This is a genomic window from Acidobacteriota bacterium (assembly GCA_016196035.1).
Classification (GTDB): domain Bacteria; phylum Acidobacteriota; class Blastocatellia; order RBC074; family RBC074; genus JACPYM01.
The window spans coordinates 1-17,787 of record JACPYM010000006.1 but is presented as its reverse complement, the minus strand read 5'-3'; the positions used below and the strand labels follow the sequence as shown (position 1 = coordinate 17,787).

Below are 17,787 nucleotides of genomic sequence, written 5' to 3'. Positions count from 1 at the left end.
GCTGGCCTCGTTCATCGTTTGTCTTTTGCTTCATAAATACATTCTGCTGGTTAGTGACGCTTGGGTTTATCTCGTTTAAGGGAGTTTCATCGCGTGAAAAGATTTTGGCTCGTTTTGTTTCTATTGTTTTGTTTTCTGACCTTTGGGTACATCGGCAAGCACCAAACCTCAACTGCCCAAACCACTACTCCGACCGATGAAGTCGCGCTCATCCAGTTAACGACGCCGACCAATGCCGTGGGTGTCAACGTTCGCAGCGTCAGCAACGACGGCAAACGCTTTGTCTTCGATTCGATCAACGATTACGACGGCAGCAATATAGATAGCAATCGTGAAATCTTCGTTTTCGATGTGGATACCCGCACCGTCGTGCAATTGACCAATACCAAAGACATCCTGGATTCTGAAGACGCGACCAGGACGCTGATTCACATCACCAACAACACGCCGATTATCAGCGGTGACGGCACCAAAATCGTTTTCACCTCCAACGCCGCGCTGACCAACGTGGGCAATGACGATGGCAATCAGGAAGTTTATCTGATTGATTTCCCGCGTAATGCGACCAAACGTTCCGACGCCAAATTCACGCGGCTGACCGACACGAATATCAATATCACCAACGAAGCCGTCAACGAGATTTTTACCAACTACTCGCCGACGATTAACGACGACGGTTCAGTCATCGCCTTTGTCTCGACGCGCCGCACGTTTCGGGCTTTGGAAAATGGCACACCTGCTTTCACTGCCGCCAAAGAGGGCGCGAATAGTGATATTGATCCCGATGGCAGCGGCGAGATTTTTCTGTACAACGCGGCCACCAGGCGCTATGCGCAAGTCACCGCCACGCGTGATTCCGAAACCATCGTCAATTTCGTGGTCAAGGGCTTCAACAACTTTCCCAAGCTGAGCGGTGACGGGAAAAAGCTGGTCTTCCTTTCGGGGTTTAATTTCGCGGGCACGACGGCCAATAAAAACACCGATTTCAATGGCGAGTTTTTTCTTTACAACGTGGGCGCGGCCGCGAACACAGTGGCGCAACTCACTGACACGACCGGCACCGCCATCGTCCCGCAATTGCTGTCCAATGGTATTTTTGTGGTCAACACGGCGGCGCCGATGAATCTGTTGCCCGCCTTCAGCCGTCCGCTCAACCGGGATGGGTCGCTTTTTGTCTTTGAATCGGCGGGCAATTTCGACAGCAGCAATGCCGATAAGACCCGCGAGCTTTGGCTGCTCGATACAGTTGCCAACAAATTCACGCATCTGACCAGCCAGACGGTTTCGGCCACGCCGACGCAAGATGAATTGAAGAAGCTGGATTACAACTTCCAGCCCAGCTTGAACACGACTGGGACATTCATTACTTTCGGCTCGACGCTCAATTTGACGCCGGCGGCGACCAGCAGCATCACAGCGGATAATGCCGATGCCAGCCGCGAAATCTTTCGTTACGACATTGCCAAAGCCGCCTTTCGCCAGATCACTTTCACAGATGGTTCCACGTTGACCTTCGATCAACGCTCGGTGGTCGTGCCGAGCTATCCCGATACGGCGGGCACGGCCATCACGTTTAGTTACGAATCGAACCTGATTGCGACGAATCTGACGCTGAACCCGGAGGCGTTCCGCGCCATCCTGTATCCCGTGACTGGCGTGAATGCGACGGCTCCGATGTTGACGAATGCGGCTAGTTTTGATTCCACCCAAGTTGCCCGTGGCTCCCTGGTGGCGGCGTTCGGCTCGCAACTTTCGGCGAATGTGGTCAGCGCCACGACCAGCCCGCTGCCGCTGGAACTCAACAATGTGCGCGTCACGGTGCGCGGCATTGCGGCAGAGATTCTGTTCGTTTCGCCGACCCAGGTGAATTTCATCGTGCCTGCGCAAGTTGGCACGAGCGACACCGCGCCTTTCACCATCAACAACAATGGGCTGCAAGCGAGCGGCACTGTCAAGCTGGTGGATGTCGCGCCCGGCGTTTTTACAGTTACAGGGACGGGGACGGGCGCAGCCACGGTTCAATGCGGCAGGGTTTCCGATGATGGTTTGAGCTTTGTCACTTCGAGTCCAGCTTGCGAAGCGGGGGGTGATGCCGACACTGCTTATTTGGTGATTTACGGCACTGGTTGGCGCAACGGCTCCGGCCTCACCGTGACATTTGGCGACACCACGCTGACGCCGGTGTTTAGCGGTGCACAGGGCAGCTTGGCCGGTTTGGATCAGATCAATGTACCGTTAGTGAATACTTTGGCGGGTATGACCGACAGCGCATTTACGGTCAATTTTGGTGATGTTAAAAGCAATTCGGTCACCACTTCATTTTCCGATAAGCAATACGCGAGCTTCACGCTCGCCAATGCGGCCAGTTATGAAGGCGGGACTGCGGCGCGTGGGTCGCTGGCGCTGGCGCAAGGCGAAGGTTTGGCCAATGATACGGCGGATGGTGCGGCGGCAGGTTTCCCGTTCGAGTTGAAAGGCGTGAAGGTGACGGTGGCCGGTCAGCCCGCGCGGCTGAGTTATATCTCGCCCACGCAAATCAATTTCGTCGTGCCGGACAAAGTCACCCCTGCCGAACAGGTCTTGGTGGCGATTAACAACAGCGGCACACTGCTGCGCGCCCGGCTGATTGTCTTGGATGCCGCGCCCGGCGTCTTTACGACTGCTGGCACCGGCGAAGGCACGGCCGTGGTCAAATGTGGTATGCGCAATGCAGATGGCACCCTGACGCTGAGTGATCCGCCCTGTGCGGTGGGCACGGAAGCCGCCCCCAATGTCATTCGTGTTTACGGCACGGGTTGGCGCTTTAGCCCGCTGGTGGGCTTGACCATCGGTGGCGTTGATTTTGAAACGATGCTGGTTTACGCGGGCCCGGATTTAACCGATACGGGCCGGATCAATGGCATAGACATTATCGAAGCCCGGTTGCCCCAAAGCCTAATTGGGATGGCGGATCAGGATGTCATCGTCAAAACGAAAGTGAACGGTGCCGAGCGTGTCAGCAAAGCTGGCATCAAAACTTCTTTCCAGGCGGCAAGTGCGGCAGCCCTGCTGAAGCGCTGAGACAGCGGGATGTTGAATAGACCTTATCGGGAAGCGCTGGACGAACCACGGGGCACACGGGGCGCACGGGGAACTCAAGCAAAATCCCTGTAATGGAAGAGGTTCGATCTATTGGCCCAATTTGTGTTTTCCCCTCTTCCCCCGTGTGCCCCGTGGTTCATCCCTATTCCCGATAATGTCTAATAAAAAGATCAAGGCACTTTGATTGCTCACTACGCGCTGAAAAGGAATCACGAAGTTATGCGATCCTCAAAAAATATCTTAAAACTGATCACCCTGGCATTGTTCGTTTGGCTTTTTAGCTATGGCTGGCTGACCTCCCGCGTCGAAGCCAATCGCGCCGGGTCGCCGCCCGCGCATACCGGCGCGCCTGACGAGACCACCTGTGCGAGTTCGGGGTGCCACACCTCGTTCGCTGTCAATAGCGGCTCGGGCAAACTCACACTGGATGGCCTGCCGGAGGGCGGTTATACGCTTTATCAGGAATATGATTTCACGGTGACGCTCACCCAGGGGCAAAGCCAGCGCTACGGCTTCCAACTTACTGCGGTTGACGACGCGGGCGATCCGGCGGGCACATTGAGCGTGCCATCCGGCAGCCAGATTCAGGTGCAAGGCCCCACGACCACCAATGCGCGCCAGTACTTGACCCAAAATAAAAACGGTGATGGCTTTTATACCTGGACGGTGCATTGGAAAGCGCCCGGCAATGGTTTGGGCACGGTCACGTTCTATCTGGCCGGGCTGATCGGCAACAACAATGGCAAGGTGGATGGCGATTATGTTTACACCTTGAAAAAAACGCTGGTGAAAGCGCCCATCGCGCCGCCTGCCGTGGTCCCGCTTTCCGCCGCCAGCTTTGTCTCCGGCTCGCTGGCCAGCGAAACCATTGTGGCGATGTTCGGCTCCAGCCTGGCGAGCGCCACGCTCAGTGCTGAGGGTTCCACCTTACCGCTCCAATTGAGCGGCGTAAAAGTCCAAGTCACGGATGCCGCCAAGCGCACGTTGGATGCGCCGCTCTTTTTCGTTTCCTGGTCGCAAATCAATTTTCTGATGCCCGCTGGGCTGGCCGCAGGTTCAGGGATGGTTTCCGTCGTGCGCACCGATAAAATCGTCGGCCAGGCCAGCATCACGATTGAGGACACCGCGCCAGGGTTATTTACAGCAAACGCGAATGGCCAAGGTGTGCCAGCCGCAACAGCTTTGCGCATCAAGGCGAACAACACGCAAACACAGGAATCAATCTCACAACTGAACTCTGCCGGCACCGCTTATGAACCCGCACCCATTGATTTGGGGCCGGAGGGCGACGCGGTTTTTCTGATTCTTTACGGCACCGGGTTCCGCAAAAACGGCGGCTTGAGCAACGTTAGCGCCACGATTGGCGGTGCATCCGCCGAGGTCATCTTCGCGGGCGCGCAAGGCTCGCTGGCCGGGCTGGATCAAGCCAACGTGCGCATCCCGCGTTCGCTCATCGGACGTGGCAATGCCGATGTGGTGTTCACCGTGAACGGCAAAGCCGCCAACACCGTGACCATCAACGTGAAGTAAGCGCAGCGGGAGAACCCTGCCGCAATTTTTGAGACAACGTTAAAACTTTGGCGAGCAGGTTGTCGGTACCCTGCTTCTGTGCAAGCTGTTCAATGGGCAGTTGAACGACTTTGCTCACGCCCCTGCCAGAAGGCCGCCAGCGTTCAGCAAACCGCGTCGAGTTGCCATTCACAAAGATCGTCAACGCTGGTATGCCCAACGCCGCCGCCAGATGCTGGCCCGCCGAGTCGTAACCGATGTATTGATCGCTGGCCGCAATCAACCCCGCGAACGCGCCGATGCTGCCGTCCCAAGTGACGATGACTGGCTGGCCCGTTTCATCCGCCAGTTTGGCGGCGGCATTTTCAGCATTCAGTTCAAGCACCTGCCGGCCTGCCGTGCGTAACGCCGCCGTCAATGCGTCAATCTGCGCGCGCTCATCCGGCGCGCCCCCCTTGTCCAAGATCAACGCCGAAGCTTGCAGCAAGCGTGGTAAAAGCGCCGCTTCAAATTCCGCATTGACGCGCTTCGCTGCATTGCCGCCGACGCCGAAGCTGAGGCTGACGAGGTGTTGCTGACCGGCGGCGCGCAATTTCCGCGCGACGGTTTGCCCAAATGCTGTGTGTTCCCCAGGCAGTGCCAGTTGCGGAAAGAGCGCTGTCCCGGCTCCGCTCAAGGTTTGCCACCAGCGCGCCGTCAACTGCCCCAACGGCAAATCGGTCTCGTGTCCAAAGCGGCGGCTTTCAAAAAACAGATACCGCGTTTCATCTGCAAGCACCGGCAACAGTCCCAACTGCGTCAGCCGCGAATCAGGATCGAGCACCAGCAACTCGCTTGGCGCGCAATCCCGCGCTTCGTCCTCAATCGCCGTCACCACCGCCAGCCAGCTTTGCAAACGCGCCAGCACTGTCCCGCCGCGTTCGTAAGGCAATTCGCGCACACGAATCCGCGCAGCGCCGCCGAACAACTCGCGCAACTTGGCTGAACCGAGCAACACGATTTCAGCCTGCGGATAGTGTTGCCTTGCTCCGGCGAGCAACACGCTGGTGATTGCCACATCCGCGCCGATGGTGACGCGTGAGAGCAGCAGCACTTTGCGAATGTCGTGTGCGGGCAGGCGTGGATGCGCGAGCTTAGCCTTGCGTGCCAGCAGCGCCGCTTCATCCGGCAAACCGAATTGCCGCAGCCGCGCGTCCAGTTCACGCGCCGCCGGCAGGCGCCGGTAAAACTCGATCACCTGCGCAAACACGCGGTCATAGGCCGCGCAGCTTTCCGGCGCGAACGAATCGTTCAGCCGCTCGATAACCTCACGAAAGAGGGCGTCGCTGCCCAGGCGCACCAACTCCGGTTCAGGGCGCGCGCCCAATTCGCAAAGCAGTGTGACAGCGGCGCGCAACGGCGCGCCGGTAGCATGCTGGCAAGTCAGGCATTGCTCTGCCGCCTGCTGCGCCAATTGCGCCAACTGCGCCAGCTCCGCCTGCGCGGGCGTTCCGGCGGCGCAAAGCGCGCGGCAGCGCGCCAACTTCTGCGCGGCTTGGGCGTTGGTGATGTTGAAATCAAATGAAGACATGAAAAGCAAGTATTACTGCCAAGCGCCCAACCAGCCGCCCGGCAGCGTTTTATGGAGGGAACTTGTGGGACAAGCCGCCTATATTGGTTGCGATGCGCGTGCGATGAACGCGTAAAACCTGTGTGCGGGCTGGATGCTAATGCAAGCAAGGGAAGGCGTCTACTGCGGAGGTTGGTTGCGGAGCAGCAATTCCCGGGATGGGGAAGTCAGCAAAGTTGAATGTCATCTAAATTACAGACTCGTGGTCTGAGCCGTGAGCCAGACTCGTCTTTCCCCACGATTAACAAGTGCCCTTGTTAATAGACTTGTTGCAGTGGAAAACAGTGGGGAATTTGCGTTTTGGCGTTCACTACCAACTGCTTAACCGCCATTCTCCATTCTGCATTCTCCATTCCTGGGCAGTGGTAAACTTCAATCAAGACGGCCTCTGCAAGAGAATGGAGAATATAGAATGGAGAATGACGGTCGTCCACTGGGTTTCAGTGTCCCCGTCGCCAATTTGCTAAGTTGTTGTTTCCAAAGGTCGCAACAACTCTAATCGTTTGAAAGTTGATTTTCAAGATACATGCCGTGGGTTTCAACCCACGGAAAACTGATGTGTCACCAGCGCGTCGCGTCAGCGACGCTTGAATTCAGGTGTCGCTGACGCGACGCGCTGGTTTTTTCGCCGTCTTCCCGGCGTTGAAAACGCCGGGCTAAATTCACGCTTGTCGCTAACGCGACTGCAATTCGGCCTTACATTTTTATCACCACCCGCAAGTGTTCTATTGGAAACCCGTAGATGAAGAAGAATTCAATCACATGGTGTTACTGATCGGTTGGGACGATGAGGAAAATGCCTGGATCATCCAAAATTCTTATGGGACGGATTGGGGGGACTCCTGCGATGGCGCGCAGTACACGCACCCAGACGACGCACGCGCCGATGATCGCGGCTACACATGTACATGTACATTCGCCGCGACAGCAGCAATATCGGGCGCTATGCCGCCTGGATCGAAGCTCGCCTTTACGTGCCCCGCGATCTGCGGTTGAGGTACAGCAGCCGCAGAGAATTGGCTGCTGCTAGGGCGTGAAATTCAGTGTATTGCCAATTTACGCGCCAGTTCCAGCACTTCCACTTTCTGCTCTGGCTGCAAGCGTCTCAGCAATTCGCGCAATTCCTGTTCAATCGTCAGATTTTCCAACGCCGCGCGCAGGGCCGGGTATTCGCGCATACCGGGCGCACGCATGGCACGTAAGACCGTGGCAATCGCGGGTACGATGTATTTCTCGTAAAACTCGCCACGCCCGGCGACACCGGTTTGATAGGAAAACGTGCCGATGGCTTTGAGTTGGCGCTGCACGGTCATCAGATTGAATTCGTAGCGTAAGTCTTCCAGCGCGATGGGTGGCAGACCTAGTTGGTCGCGTTCGCGCAGGAAGATTTGTTGCCAGGCTTCGACCCAGGCTTCGTCGGCGGGTTCGAGGCGGCGTTCGACGAGCAGGGGCACGAGGTCATACGTCGCGGGGCCCATGCGGGCGTCTTGATGGTCAATCACGCGCAAGTGACCGTGCGGGTCTACCATCAGGTTCATGCCGTGGTAATCGCGGTGTGTGAGGGCACGGTCGCGCGCCGAGAGTTCGGCGGCGATGGCTTGCAGGTCGGTTTTGATGGCTTGCTCTTCGGCGGGTGGCAGTTGTTGTTTGCGGTAGCTATGGAAGAAATGATCGAAGAAGAAATTGAGTTCCCAGCCGAGCTTGTCTTCGTCAAAAGCCAGGCGCGCGGCGATGGAATTGGTAGTGTGGGCGAGTTCAGAAGCGGCTTGTATGCGCGCGATCAAGGCGATGGCTTGGCGCAACATTTCATCGGCGTCTTGTGCATTACCAGCCAGGCGAGTTTCTTCCATCCACTTGGCGAGACTGGTGTCGCCCAGGTCTTCTTGCAGGATGATGCCTTCGGTGCCGGCCACGCCCAGGATTTTGGGGACGGGCAGGTGAGCGCGTTCAAACAGCTTGGTGACATCCAGAAATGAGTTGTCGTGTGGGTTGAAGGGCGCGGGATAGAGGCTGACGATCAGCGTTTCGTAGGGTTGGCGCTGGTCAGCGATGCGAAAGTATTTGCGCGTCGAAGCGTCGGGCGTTAGGCCCGTCAGAATGATGTTTTCCGGCGTCGTGCCGAAATGGCGCGCGGCGTAATTGCGCACGCGTTTTTCGTTCAAATCTTCCAGCGGGCCAGTCGCGGTCTGTTTCTCAAGAATTTGTCTGTTCATACTTAGCCATTGTGTCTTGGTGTTTGAAAATGTTGGCCCGTGGGCCGGTTGAAGCGCGGATTTGAACTCAGAAGTTAGGGGCAGCACAAGTAGGCGCACGAGGAAAAGTTGAACCGGCAGAGCGGTTGCCGAGTCAGCGCGCGCACACCGCACGAGCAACACCGCGCTGATTCCTGATTCCAGGAATCAGGAATCAGGAATCAGCCTAGTACTCCATCAAGCTGTAAGTGATGGATGCTGAGAGCGCATCCGGGATGTAGGGCGGGATTAAATCCCGCCCTACATCCCTCATTTTCAGCTTGATGGAGTACTAGCCGTCAAGTTGCGACGAAAACTGAAACGGTTCAAACGAGCGGGCGCGGCATACTTTCGTTGCCAATGGGCAGCGGATGGAGTTGGTCGGACAAGGGCAGCCGGGCTGTCTTGCGACGGTTGAAGAGCGCTCCGGCGAGCAAGAGCGAGATGCCGATGGCGGCGGCCAAGACACCGGCGCGAAAGAACGGGAGACGATAATTGAAAACGACACGTTGCGCGCCGGGCGGAAGCCAGATGCCGCGCAACGTGTGATCCGCGCGTTGGATGGCGACGGGATTGCCATCCATTTCGGCTTCCCAACCGGGGTAATACATTTCGCTGAGCACCAGAAAGGCGGGTTGCGAATTGCGCACGTCCAGTTCGATGCGTTGCGGACTGTAATGCGTGACGTGGACGCCAGTCGTTGCCGTGGTTGCGGGCAACGCAGAGATTGTCGGCGTGTCTTCGGCTTCCAACAGTGCCAAGTCCGCCGGGTTGAAGTTTGTGCCGTTGGGAAGGTTGCCGGTTTGAATGGCGCGTAGGATTTCTGCCCGTGGCAGCACGCTGATTTGCGGCACGAGCCAGGCGCGCGGCAGGGCTTGGCGGTTTTCGTAAACATCCACCACGCCAAAACTCGCCAATTTGCGCCAGCGTTCCGGGGCCAGCGTCACCCGCTCGAGCGGCGTTGAGAGGCCCGTGCCCGCGTCATACAGCGAAGCGCGGGCGAGTAATAGGTGCGCGCGGGTAAGTGCGGATGCCAATTCGATGCGTATGATGTCGCTGCGTTCAAAGCTAAGCCGGGCCAGATAGCGATGACTTTGAAAGCCTCCATTTGGGGCTGCCGGGGCGCTCTCGACGGTGGTGGCGCGTTGGTGACGGATGGCGTCGCGCACATCAGCCCGGTCATAGGCCCATTCGGCGGTGTCGCGTCCGGCTTGTAATTCGCGCTCGATGACGTGGCCCGCCGTGGTGTGCAATTTGATTTTCAGCACGGGCGTGCCGTCGGTGAGTGGGGCGGCGTCGCTCAAGAGCGAGACGATGGCGAGTTCGGTGGCGGGTGCGCCGTTCGTGGTGAATTCCGCTTTGGTGTTTGCGCTGAATTGCAACCCCAGTTCGTTGTAACTGAAGCCTACTTCACCGTGTTTGAGGTCGGGGCTGCCACGTTCCCAGAGCAGGTATTTCGTGTTGAGCAGGTTCAAACCCTGCGCTGCTGGCGCGTAGATATTCAAATCCTGCACGACGCCGAACATGTCTACCTGGCCCGCGAGGTCGGCGAAACGCGGCAGCCGCAGCGGGTCGTAGCCGTTGACAATCTGCAAGCCGCGCGGGATCGAAACGTTGGCGCTATTCAGCAAATCGGGATCGCCGCCTTTTGACTGACTCACCGTGCGGAAGGCGTTCAAGTCAGCTTCGCGCGCTTTGATGAACGCGACCGTCGGTGGATCGGCCAGTCGCGCCACCAGATTGGGATCGAGCAAGCGCCAGTAAGAGAACGAGCCGAACGAAGCCAGATCAAGCAAAAGCACCGTGACCAAACCAGCGGCGGCCCAAGCCGTGCGCCGCCGCGCATAAAGCCAGAGCGCAACGATGCTCAACCCGCAAAAGAGCATCGGCAACAGGGCTTCGGCATTGGCGAGCGAGCCGGCCTGGGCGGGCAGCAGCGCAGGCGTTCCCAAGCGCCCGGCATACAGGCGATAGACCAACGCGGTGCCTGTCACCAGCGCGGTTAACGCCAACGCGCTGTGACGTATGCTGATGAGCGCACATTTCATTTTCATCTGCGCCAGACTGTTTAGGCCGAGGCCCGCCAGCACGGCCAACGCAAAGCTAAATTCGAAGAGGTTTCGATACGAACAGCGGAACAGGTTGAAGCCGGGCAGGCGATACAGCAGATAATTCAGATCGAATGGCAAATGCGGGCCGAGCGCCAGCGCCAGCGCCACGACTGCCGTTCCGCTCCAAAACCAAACCAATGGTTGCCGCCGTGCCCGGCTCAGCGCAACGAAGCTGAGCAACAACCCAAGCAGGCCGCCGTAACCGCACAGCCATTTGCTTTCCCACCACGCATCCCAGACCGGCACGCGATACGGCCCCAGCCCGTAACCGCCGAAGAAATACGGGAAGACCAACGCCAGCAAACGGCGCGGCGGCAGGGCGAAGGAGCCGAAGAATTCATAGCTGATCTGCGCGCGTTCCCCTTGCCGCGCCAGTTCCAGCGCGGGCAGCCAGAGCGGCGCGGCGAGCAGTAAGCCAAAGCAGGCGACCAGCGCGATGGCGGCGGCGAATTGCCAGCGGCGTTCCGGCGTGACGCGCACGACCAAAGTGAAGAGCGCGTAAGCACCCACGGTGACCAGCGCATAAAACGCCGGTTGCGGATGACCCGCGCCGATTTGCAAGGCGATGAACAGCGCGCCCAACGCAATCCAGCGCCAACTGGGTTGTTCATACAACCGTTCGACTGCCAGCAACAACCAGGGCAGCCAAACGGCGGCGGCGATAATGACGGTGTGTTCGATGTGCGCGACCATGAATCCGCCGAAGGCGAAGATCAGTCCCGCGACTAGCGCGGCGGCGCGCTTCAATTGCAGGCTGCGGGCATACAGATACGTGCCGCTCAAGGCCAATTGGAAACAGGCGAGCAACATCAACACGGCTGCCCTGTCCGGCGCGAAACTGGCGAAGAGCCAGTTCAACGGATTGAGCGCGCCGACTTGCACCGTCGCCAGGAAAGGCATGCCACCGAAGATATACGGGTTCCACAACGGCAACTCGCCGGAACTCGCCATCTGCGCCGCCAACAGGCGCAGACCTAGCGCGTACTGCCAGCCATCTCCATCCAGGACACCCACCCTGCCCAACACCGCCGGAAGGAAATAGACCACAGGCAGCAAGACCAGCACCGAAATGAGCGCCAGACGTTTGAACACGCGCGTTACCGTCGGGGCAAATGAGGGCCTTTGCGCCAGGCCGAATTGATTGCTGTGGAGCCGAAAAGATCAGGTCTGAGTGAACCGTAACTTGGGGCTAGGGCACGAGTATGTGTTTAGAAATGGGTGATCTGAGTTTCAATCTGCGGGGCTTTTTTCTTTGCTGTAACGAGGCGGGGCGGATGGTAGCACTCTCAGAAAGGCACGACAAGATTGTCGCCGACGACCACGCCGCGCTGGGCTTTTTCGGGCGGTGGCTGATGGGCGGCGAGGGCGGCGCGCACGATCACCGCGCGCTGAAATTCAGCTCCGGCGGGAATGACGACGTCATCGCCGATGACGCAATCGGTCAGCCGCGCGCCACGTTCGACGCGCACACGTTGCCAAAGGATCGAACCGCTGACTTGCGCGCCGGGGTCAATCTGGCAGCCTTCGTCCATGACCACATCGCTTCCCTCACGCCGCAAAAATTCCTGGCTAATCGCCCAATAGCGTTCGAGCGTGCTTAGCTCGTACCACGAACCTTGCGCGGCGACGTGCGCGGCGATCACTTTGCCTGCGGCCATTGCGGGCGGATAGACATCGCGCACCGAGTCAGAAAAGACGCCGCGCGGAATGAATTCGAAAATCTTGGGGTCGAGGATGTGAATGCCGGTGAACATTAAGGGCGGTTCTGGGTTCAGAGTTCTAAGTTCTGGGTTCTGGGTTTCGAGGCCTGAAGTCTGGGGTCTGAGGTCGGAGGTCGGAGGTCTGAGGTCTGAGGCCTGGGGGAAGCCCGCGAATTTCTCGATGCGGTCATCGGCAGTCACAAGCACTTCGCTGAAGCGTTCGCGTTTGGGGTTGGGACGCAGCACCAGTGTGGCGAGCGCCTGCTTTTCACGATGTGTTTGCAGCGCCGCCGCCAGATCAATGTCGGTGATGATCTTGCCGTTGACGACGAGGAAGGTGTCGTTTTCGAGTTGTTCGCGCACGTTGTCGAGCGCGCCTGAAGTGCCCAGAATTTCCGGCTCTTCGACGGCGTAATGGATGCGCACGCCGAATTGCGAGCCGTCGCCGATTTGGGTGCGCACGGAGTCGGGTTCGTGATGCAAATTGATGATGATTTCGTCGCAGCCGAACTGCTTCAGATAATCAATCGTGAAGGCGATCAACGGGCGGTTGAGGAAGGGAATTGCCGGTTTGGTTCTGCCGATGGTCAGCGGCCATAAACGTGTGCCGAAACCAGCGGCGAGGATCATTGCTTTCATAAACAGTGGTCAGCGGTCAGTGGTCAGAAAATCATGTCTTCCAATTCGCGGCCCAAGGCGCGGCAGACGTTGATTTGCAGCGCCAGGTAACTTTCCAAAATGTATTCTGCACGCCGCACGCCCAGCCGTTGCACGGCTTCGGCAAGGGCTTCTTCGGCGCCTTCCAGTTCGATGAAATTGCCCAACGGTGTTTCATCGAACATAACATGTAACTCAGCCCCGCTCGGCAAGCCGGCGCGATATACGGTGCGGTATTTTTGGTAGCGGAACCATTGGCGGTAGCCGAGTCGCCCCAAAAGCGCCAGGGTGCTGGCCGGGTCGCCGATGGGGGTCTCGATTTCGACGCGCGCTTTGAATTGCGTGGCGGCGGCATCGGGCGCGGCTCTTTCTTTGAAGGTGAGCGTGCCCGTGCCGTTCACTTGCCGCACACGCAGGATGGCGGCGCGCTGGCTCAATTGGCGCGCGGCGGTGTCGAGCAACCAGTTGTCTTCAAAATGGCGTGGCGTTTCGAGCGTGAGTTGCAAGCCCGCGCGTTCAAGCGGCGCGACGCTGTCGTAACGCAGCTTGACTTCGATTTCGTGCGGATCGGGCATGGGATGCGGCTTGGGTTGGAGGAGAGAACACGTGTGTTAAGCCACGCGACCGGCTTCTGCTTCAGGCACGAGTTCAAAGGTGCCGGGGGCGACTTTGCGAAAGCGCTTGCTGCGGCTCAAGCTCACGGCCAGCGTGATCAGTTGATGCTGGCCGCGGAATTCAAAGCCGCCATCATTCATCCGGCGGTAAATTTCACTGACGTGCAGCGAGCCATTGGCTTCGCGTAAAACGATGGTGGCGGCCTGGGGAATACGGAAGTCGTTAAAGCGGACGTTGCCGTTCTTTTCGCTTTGCTGAAGTTTGACGATCTCAGCCTCAAAGTCCGAGGCCTGTAGCACCGCCGCATCATAACGCTCCATCAAGGTGCGCTCGGCGAGCATGCGTTCCATTGCACTGTGATCGGCATAGGGTGGCGGTGTTGGCCGCGAGGGTGTCGGCGGTACGGGCCGATCAAGGTGCGCATCGCTGGGGAACAGCACGCGCCGTAAGGCGGCTTCGGTTTGTTCGATGATGATGTCAAACGAGGACAATTGCGAACGTAAGGTCGTCGCCTCGGTCTCGATCTCGATCAACCGGGTTTGAATCTTGCGTTTGGCTTCGCGTGCCTCACTCAAAGACCGTTGGAGTGTAGCCAGCGCCGTATCTTCCATCATAGCGATTGCCAATTAAGTTGCAGACCAGAAAGAGTTGAAGAAAGCAACGGCATTATCTTCATCACTCATGACTTTCGCAAATAAAAACATGCTTAGCCGGAGTAAAAACATGCTTAATCGAAAATTTTTTAGCGGAAGTTGAACAAAGACAAACTGAGCCAGCGAAAAGGAAGCGAAGTTTTCAACAGCAAGAAGTCGGATACGACATATTTGGCCCTAACGGTCACGCTCAATGATGAATTGAGCAACATCCGCAAGCGCGCGGCGATAGGTGTTGTCAGGCAACACGGTCAAGGCGGTTTGCGCACGCTGGATGTAAGTGATGGCTTCGTTGCGCGCGACTTCCAATTCGCCGTGGCGTTTGAGCAATGCCAGGACGGCTTCGGCCTGATCCGTGCAACCCGGTTCGGCGTGCATCGCAGCGTTGACCAAAGCGGCGCATTCGGGTTGATGCCGCAACAGGCGGATCAAGGGCAGCGTGACTTTGCCTTCGCGCAAATCGCTTAGCACGGGTTTGCCCAACTGTTCGACATCAGAGGTGAAATCCAGCAGGTCGTCAATCAGTTGGAAGGCGATGCCGAGGTTCAAACCGTAATCGGCCAGCGCGACTTTTTCCAACTCGCTCGCGCCGCGCAAAATGCCGCCGATGCGGCAACTGGCGCTGAACAGGAACGCCGTCTTGCGCCGCACGATGTCCAGATGCTGCTCTTCGCTGATGCGCATGTTGCCGAGCAGCGTTAGTTGAATCAGTTCGCCTTCGGTCATCTTGCGCGTGGCCTCGGTCAGCACGTCCAGGATTTCCAGGTTGCGTTGGCGCAACGCCGTTTCGTAGGCCGACATATACAGCCAATCGCCCATCAGCACGGCTTTATGATTGCCCCATTGCGAAGCCACGGTTTGATGGCCGCGCCGCACCTCGGCGCCGTCAATGATGTCGTCGTGCACCAGCGTCGCCGTGTGCAAAAACTCCATCACAGCGGCCATCTCGATGATGTTGCCGTCCAGCTCTTCGCCAAAGATTTTGGTGGCGAGGATGAGCAAGGCCGGGCGCACGCGCTTGCCGCCGGTGCGGTGCAGATAATGCCCAATATGCGAGATGATTTGGATGTTGGAACGCGCCTGCCGCTCGAATTCGTCTTCGACCGCTGCCAAATCGCTTTCGATCAAGCGGAAGATTTGTTTGGCGGTGATCTTGGCCTTTATTTTTGCCGGGGCAGAGACGATGTTTAGCATAATCAGTAAAAGCGGCGCTTAGGTCGTCCGGTAATTGCCGAACTGCATATCAATCCCGAAATCGTGATTGCGCAACAGCGCCATCACTTGTTGCAGCACATCGCGGTCTTTGCCCGCGACACGCACCAGATCGCCCTGAATCGAAGCTTGCACTTTGAGCTTGGAATCCTTGATTTGCCTGACGATCTCTTTGGCTTTCTCTTGCGGAATGCCCTGTTGCAGCGTGATGCGCTGGCGCACTGTGCCACCCAAGGCCTGTTCGACCTTGCCGTAAGTCAGCCCTTTCAAGGGCACACCGCGCTTGACGAACTTGCCTTGCAGGATGTCGTTCAGGCTATTCAGCCGGTACTCATCATCCGAAGTCAGAATGATCGCGTCTTTGTTTTCGGTTTCAATGTTGCTTTTGCTGTCTTTGAAATCGAAGCGCGTCTGCACTTCTTTCAGCGCCTGCTGAATCGCATTCACGACTTCGGCGTGGTCAATCTTGGAAGTGATGTCGAAGGTATTTTGCTGCGCCATAAATAAAACTGCGAATCTCTTCAACTGGGCCAGACTGCAATTGGTGCGCCGTCCCCGCCTGCCCCGGTCAACTTAATTTTGCCCTGTAAAATAACCTGCTATCCGTCACCAGCCACACTTGCCAAAGCGCCGTAAACCACCGCCGCGAGCCGTCGAAAACGGTTTTTCGCGGAACCATCTTCAACAATGTATTGCTGAATTTGAGTGTGTACGGGCAGGGGCAGATTTGTACCTTGCACCCTGCGGAATGTCAATCGGCTGGCATTTTGCCAAACCGCGTCATTCGCTTGGCAATTTGAAAAGCCGTTTGAAATTGGCCGTCGTGACCTGGGCAATCTCTTCCACTGTCACGTCCTTCAATTCGGCCAGCTTCCGCGCCGTCTCAATCACAAAGGCCGGTTCATTCCGCTTACCCCGATGCGGCACGGGTGCGAGAAATGGGCAATCGGTCTCGATCAACAATCGGTCAAGCGGCACGCTCTGGGCCACGGCGCGCAATTCATCCGCCGCTTTGAACGTCACGACGCCCGAAAACGAAATGGAAAAGCCCATTGCCAGCGCCGCAGCAGCCAGCGCCTGCGTGCTGGTGAAACAATGGATGATGCCGCCGATTTCCGCGCCGCAGCCTTGCGCCCAGTGTTCCTGCAAAATGGCAATTGTGTCGTCCTCGGCTTCGCGTGTGTGGATGATCGCAGGCAGTTGCATTTTCCGCGCCAGTTCCAACTGCCGGGCAAAGACGCGCCGCTGCACCTCGCGCGGGCTGTGGTCGTAATGGTAATCCAGCCCGATTTCACCCCAGCCGATGACTTTGGGATGTTGTGCGGCACTGAGCAATTCGGCTTCCAACGCTTCGTCATACAAACTGGCTTCGTGCGGATGCAGCCCGACCGCCGCGTAAATGAACGGATACTCTTCGGCCAGTTTTAAGCCATTGGGGAGCGAACCTTTGCCCACATCGCTGCCCGCGATTTCCAACATCAATTCGACCCCGGTGGCCTGCGCGCGTGCGATGACCTCGGCACGGTCAGCGTCGTAGTTGGGTACGTCGAGATGGGCGTGGGAATCAATAAACATCGCGCTTATTTTCGTTGGCCTTTGCGTTGATCTTTTTGCATGAGCGACGCATCGGCGTATAGATAAATGACCTGCCCGGCTTCTATTGTTTCCAGCAGTGTGAGCAATTGCGGAACGAGTGGTGTGAGAGATTTGAGCGAGATACGAAAGGCGCGCAAGATGATGAGGGCAATATCGAACTCATCCAGCCGTTGCTGATATTTGATGTTGGCGTCAGTGGAAATGAGTACGTCGAAATCCGCTTGCGCGACCTTCAGCAAGTTGCCGTTTTTCAATTCTTCCCAAGCCAGTTCCTGTGTTGTGGTAACGCGATGCGGCAACAGTAACCGGCGTAGCGGACGCGGCACGCCAGTGTCAAAAAGGATGGCTTTTCGCATCACTGCTCCACTTGCTCCGCCAGCCAGCCAGTTGCCAAAGCATTTTTGAGTTGTTGCAACACCGCCTCGGCATCCGCCAATGAGACCGCGCCGAAATCGTCCACGAATTCCTGGATCGTTGCGCCTTCCATCAAATAATCCAGCAACGTCGTGACGGGTAAGCGAGTGCCCGCAATCGTTGGCGTGCCACCGAGCCGTTCGGGATGTGTGGTAATGGGCGGCAGTTCAGGATGTTTTCGCCTGCCTTGCTTCGGCGGCGGGACATCCAGCACCACAATTTTGGGTTGCACTTTGCGCTTGGTTGCGACGGCTGGTTTAGACATAACGCTTCTCCTATGATGAGTTGTCTACTCCGAGGTGGTTGTTAGCCCTCGGCGAGGACGAAATGGGGGAAGTCTGCGAACACCCATTTGTTCTTCAGCGTCCGGTAGATCACCCCCAGGAACTTGCGCGCCGT

At 57.6% G+C, this 17,787-nt stretch carries 14 protein-coding genes; 3 read left to right on the top strand and 11 right to left on the bottom strand.

What is annotated here, in order from left to right; translation table 11 throughout:
* Window positions 1-93: 93 nt before the first annotated feature.
* Both HY011_02115 and HY011_02110 read left to right on the top strand, forming a co-directional pair.
* On the top strand, window positions 94-3,060 hold the full coding sequence (locus tag HY011_02115; GenBank protein ID MBI3421712.1) for a PD40 domain-containing protein: 2,967 nt from the start codon (window positions 94-96) through the stop codon (window positions 3,058-3,060).
* Between the two features lie 240 nt (window positions 3,061-3,300).
* A complete protein-coding gene (locus HY011_02110; protein MBI3421711.1) occupies window positions 3,301-4,611 on the top strand; it encodes a hypothetical protein in 1,311 nt (436 codons plus the stop codon).
* Here the strand turns inward: HY011_02110 and HY011_02105 are convergent.
* A complete protein-coding gene (locus HY011_02105) occupies window positions 4,598-6,160 on the bottom strand; it encodes a glycosyltransferase family 9 protein (protein MBI3421710.1) in 1,563 nt (520 codons plus the stop codon). The genes HY011_02110 and HY011_02105 overlap by 14 nt on opposite strands.
* A gap of 759 nt (window positions 6,161-6,919) precedes the next feature.
* Between HY011_02105 and HY011_02100 the strand changes: the two genes are divergently transcribed.
* Complete coding sequence (locus HY011_02100) at window positions 6,920-7,195, top strand: hypothetical protein (GenBank protein MBI3421709.1); 276 nt, start codon at window positions 6,920-6,922, stop codon at window positions 7,193-7,195.
* A 44-nt stretch (window positions 7,196-7,239) separates the two neighbouring features.
* Here HY011_02100 and HY011_02095 read toward each other — a convergent pair whose 3' ends face one another.
* The 10 genes from HY011_02095 to HY011_02050 form a co-directional block, all read right to left on the bottom strand.
* Window positions 7,240-8,412, bottom strand: coding sequence for a phosphotransferase (locus HY011_02095; protein MBI3421708.1), 1,173 nt, complete (start codon window positions 8,410-8,412; stop codon window positions 7,240-7,242).
* A 344-nt stretch (window positions 8,413-8,756) separates the two neighbouring features.
* Window positions 8,757-11,633 carry a YfhO family protein gene (locus tag HY011_02090; protein MBI3421707.1) on the bottom strand — a complete coding sequence of 959 codons (2,877 nt, stop codon included), beginning with the start codon at window positions 11,631-11,633 and terminating at the stop codon, window positions 8,757-8,759.
* 194 nt (window positions 11,634-11,827) lie between these two features.
* Complete coding sequence (locus HY011_02085; GenBank protein MBI3421706.1) at window positions 11,828-12,880, bottom strand: NDP-sugar synthase; 1,053 nt, start codon at window positions 12,878-12,880, stop codon at window positions 11,828-11,830.
* A 23-nt stretch (window positions 12,881-12,903) separates the two neighbouring features.
* A complete protein-coding gene (locus tag HY011_02080) occupies window positions 12,904-13,473 on the bottom strand; it encodes a class IV adenylate cyclase (GenBank protein ID MBI3421705.1) in 570 nt (189 codons plus the stop codon).
* Between the two features lie 36 nt (window positions 13,474-13,509).
* Window positions 13,510-14,127, bottom strand: a complete 618-nt coding sequence (locus HY011_02075) for a hypothetical protein (GenBank protein ID MBI3421704.1) — start codon at window positions 14,125-14,127, stop codon at window positions 13,510-13,512.
* 216 nt (window positions 14,128-14,343) lie between these two features.
* Complete coding sequence (locus HY011_02070) at window positions 14,344-15,360, bottom strand: polyprenyl synthetase family protein (GenBank protein ID MBI3421703.1); 1,017 nt, start codon at window positions 15,358-15,360, stop codon at window positions 14,344-14,346.
* Window positions 15,361-15,378: 18 nt separating this feature from the next.
* Window positions 15,379-15,879, bottom strand: a complete 501-nt coding sequence (locus tag HY011_02065; protein MBI3421702.1) for a YajQ family cyclic di-GMP-binding protein — start codon at window positions 15,877-15,879, stop codon at window positions 15,379-15,381.
* 279 nt (window positions 15,880-16,158) lie between these two features.
* Window positions 16,159-16,953, bottom strand: a complete 795-nt coding sequence (locus tag HY011_02060; protein ID MBI3421701.1) for a TatD family hydrolase — start codon at window positions 16,951-16,953, stop codon at window positions 16,159-16,161.
* Window positions 16,954-16,958: 5 nt separating this feature from the next.
* A complete protein-coding gene (locus HY011_02055; protein ID MBI3421700.1) occupies window positions 16,959-17,330 on the bottom strand; it encodes a hypothetical protein in 372 nt (123 codons plus the stop codon).
* Window positions 17,330-17,653 (bottom strand): DUF433 domain-containing protein, encoded by a 324-nt coding sequence (locus HY011_02050; protein ID MBI3421699.1) that lies wholly within the window; start codon window positions 17,651-17,653, stop codon window positions 17,330-17,332. Before HY011_02050 ends, HY011_02055 begins: the two co-directional genes overlap by 1 nt.
* Window positions 17,654-17,787: the final 134 nt, after the last annotated feature.

Excerpts from the sequence above, each read along its gene's own strand:
- HY011_02110 (MBI3421711.1), top strand. The coding sequence starts at position 3,301 with ATGCGATCCTCAAAAAATATCTTAAAACTGATCACCCTGGCATTGTTC.
- HY011_02105 (MBI3421710.1), bottom strand. The coding sequence starts at position 6,160 with ATGTCTTCATTTGATTTCAACATCACCAACGCCCAAGCCGCGCAGAAG.
- HY011_02095 (MBI3421708.1), bottom strand. The coding sequence starts at position 8,412 with ATGAACAGACAAATTCTTGAGAAACAGACCGCGACTGGCCCGCTGGAA.
- HY011_02085 (MBI3421706.1), bottom strand. The coding sequence starts at position 12,880 with ATGAAAGCAATGATCCTCGCCGCTGGTTTCGGCACACGTTTATGGCCG.
- HY011_02080 (MBI3421705.1), bottom strand. The coding sequence starts at position 13,473 with ATGCCCGATCCGCACGAAATCGAAGTCAAGCTGCGTTACGACAGCGTC.
- HY011_02075 (MBI3421704.1), bottom strand. The coding sequence starts at position 14,127 with ATGATGGAAGATACGGCGCTGGCTACACTCCAACGGTCTTTGAGTGAG.
- HY011_02070 (MBI3421703.1), bottom strand. The coding sequence starts at position 15,360 with ATGCTAAACATCGTCTCTGCCCCGGCAAAAATAAAGGCCAAGATCACC.
- HY011_02065 (MBI3421702.1), bottom strand. The coding sequence starts at position 15,879 with ATGGCGCAGCAAAATACCTTCGACATCACTTCCAAGATTGACCACGCC.
- HY011_02060 (MBI3421701.1), bottom strand. The coding sequence starts at position 16,953 with ATGTTTATTGATTCCCACGCCCATCTCGACGTACCCAACTACGACGCT.
- HY011_02055 (MBI3421700.1), bottom strand. The coding sequence starts at position 17,330 with ATGCGAAAAGCCATCCTTTTTGACACTGGCGTGCCGCGTCCGCTACGC.
- HY011_02050 (MBI3421699.1), bottom strand. The coding sequence starts at position 17,653 with ATGTCTAAACCAGCCGTCGCAACCAAGCGCAAAGTGCAACCCAAAATT.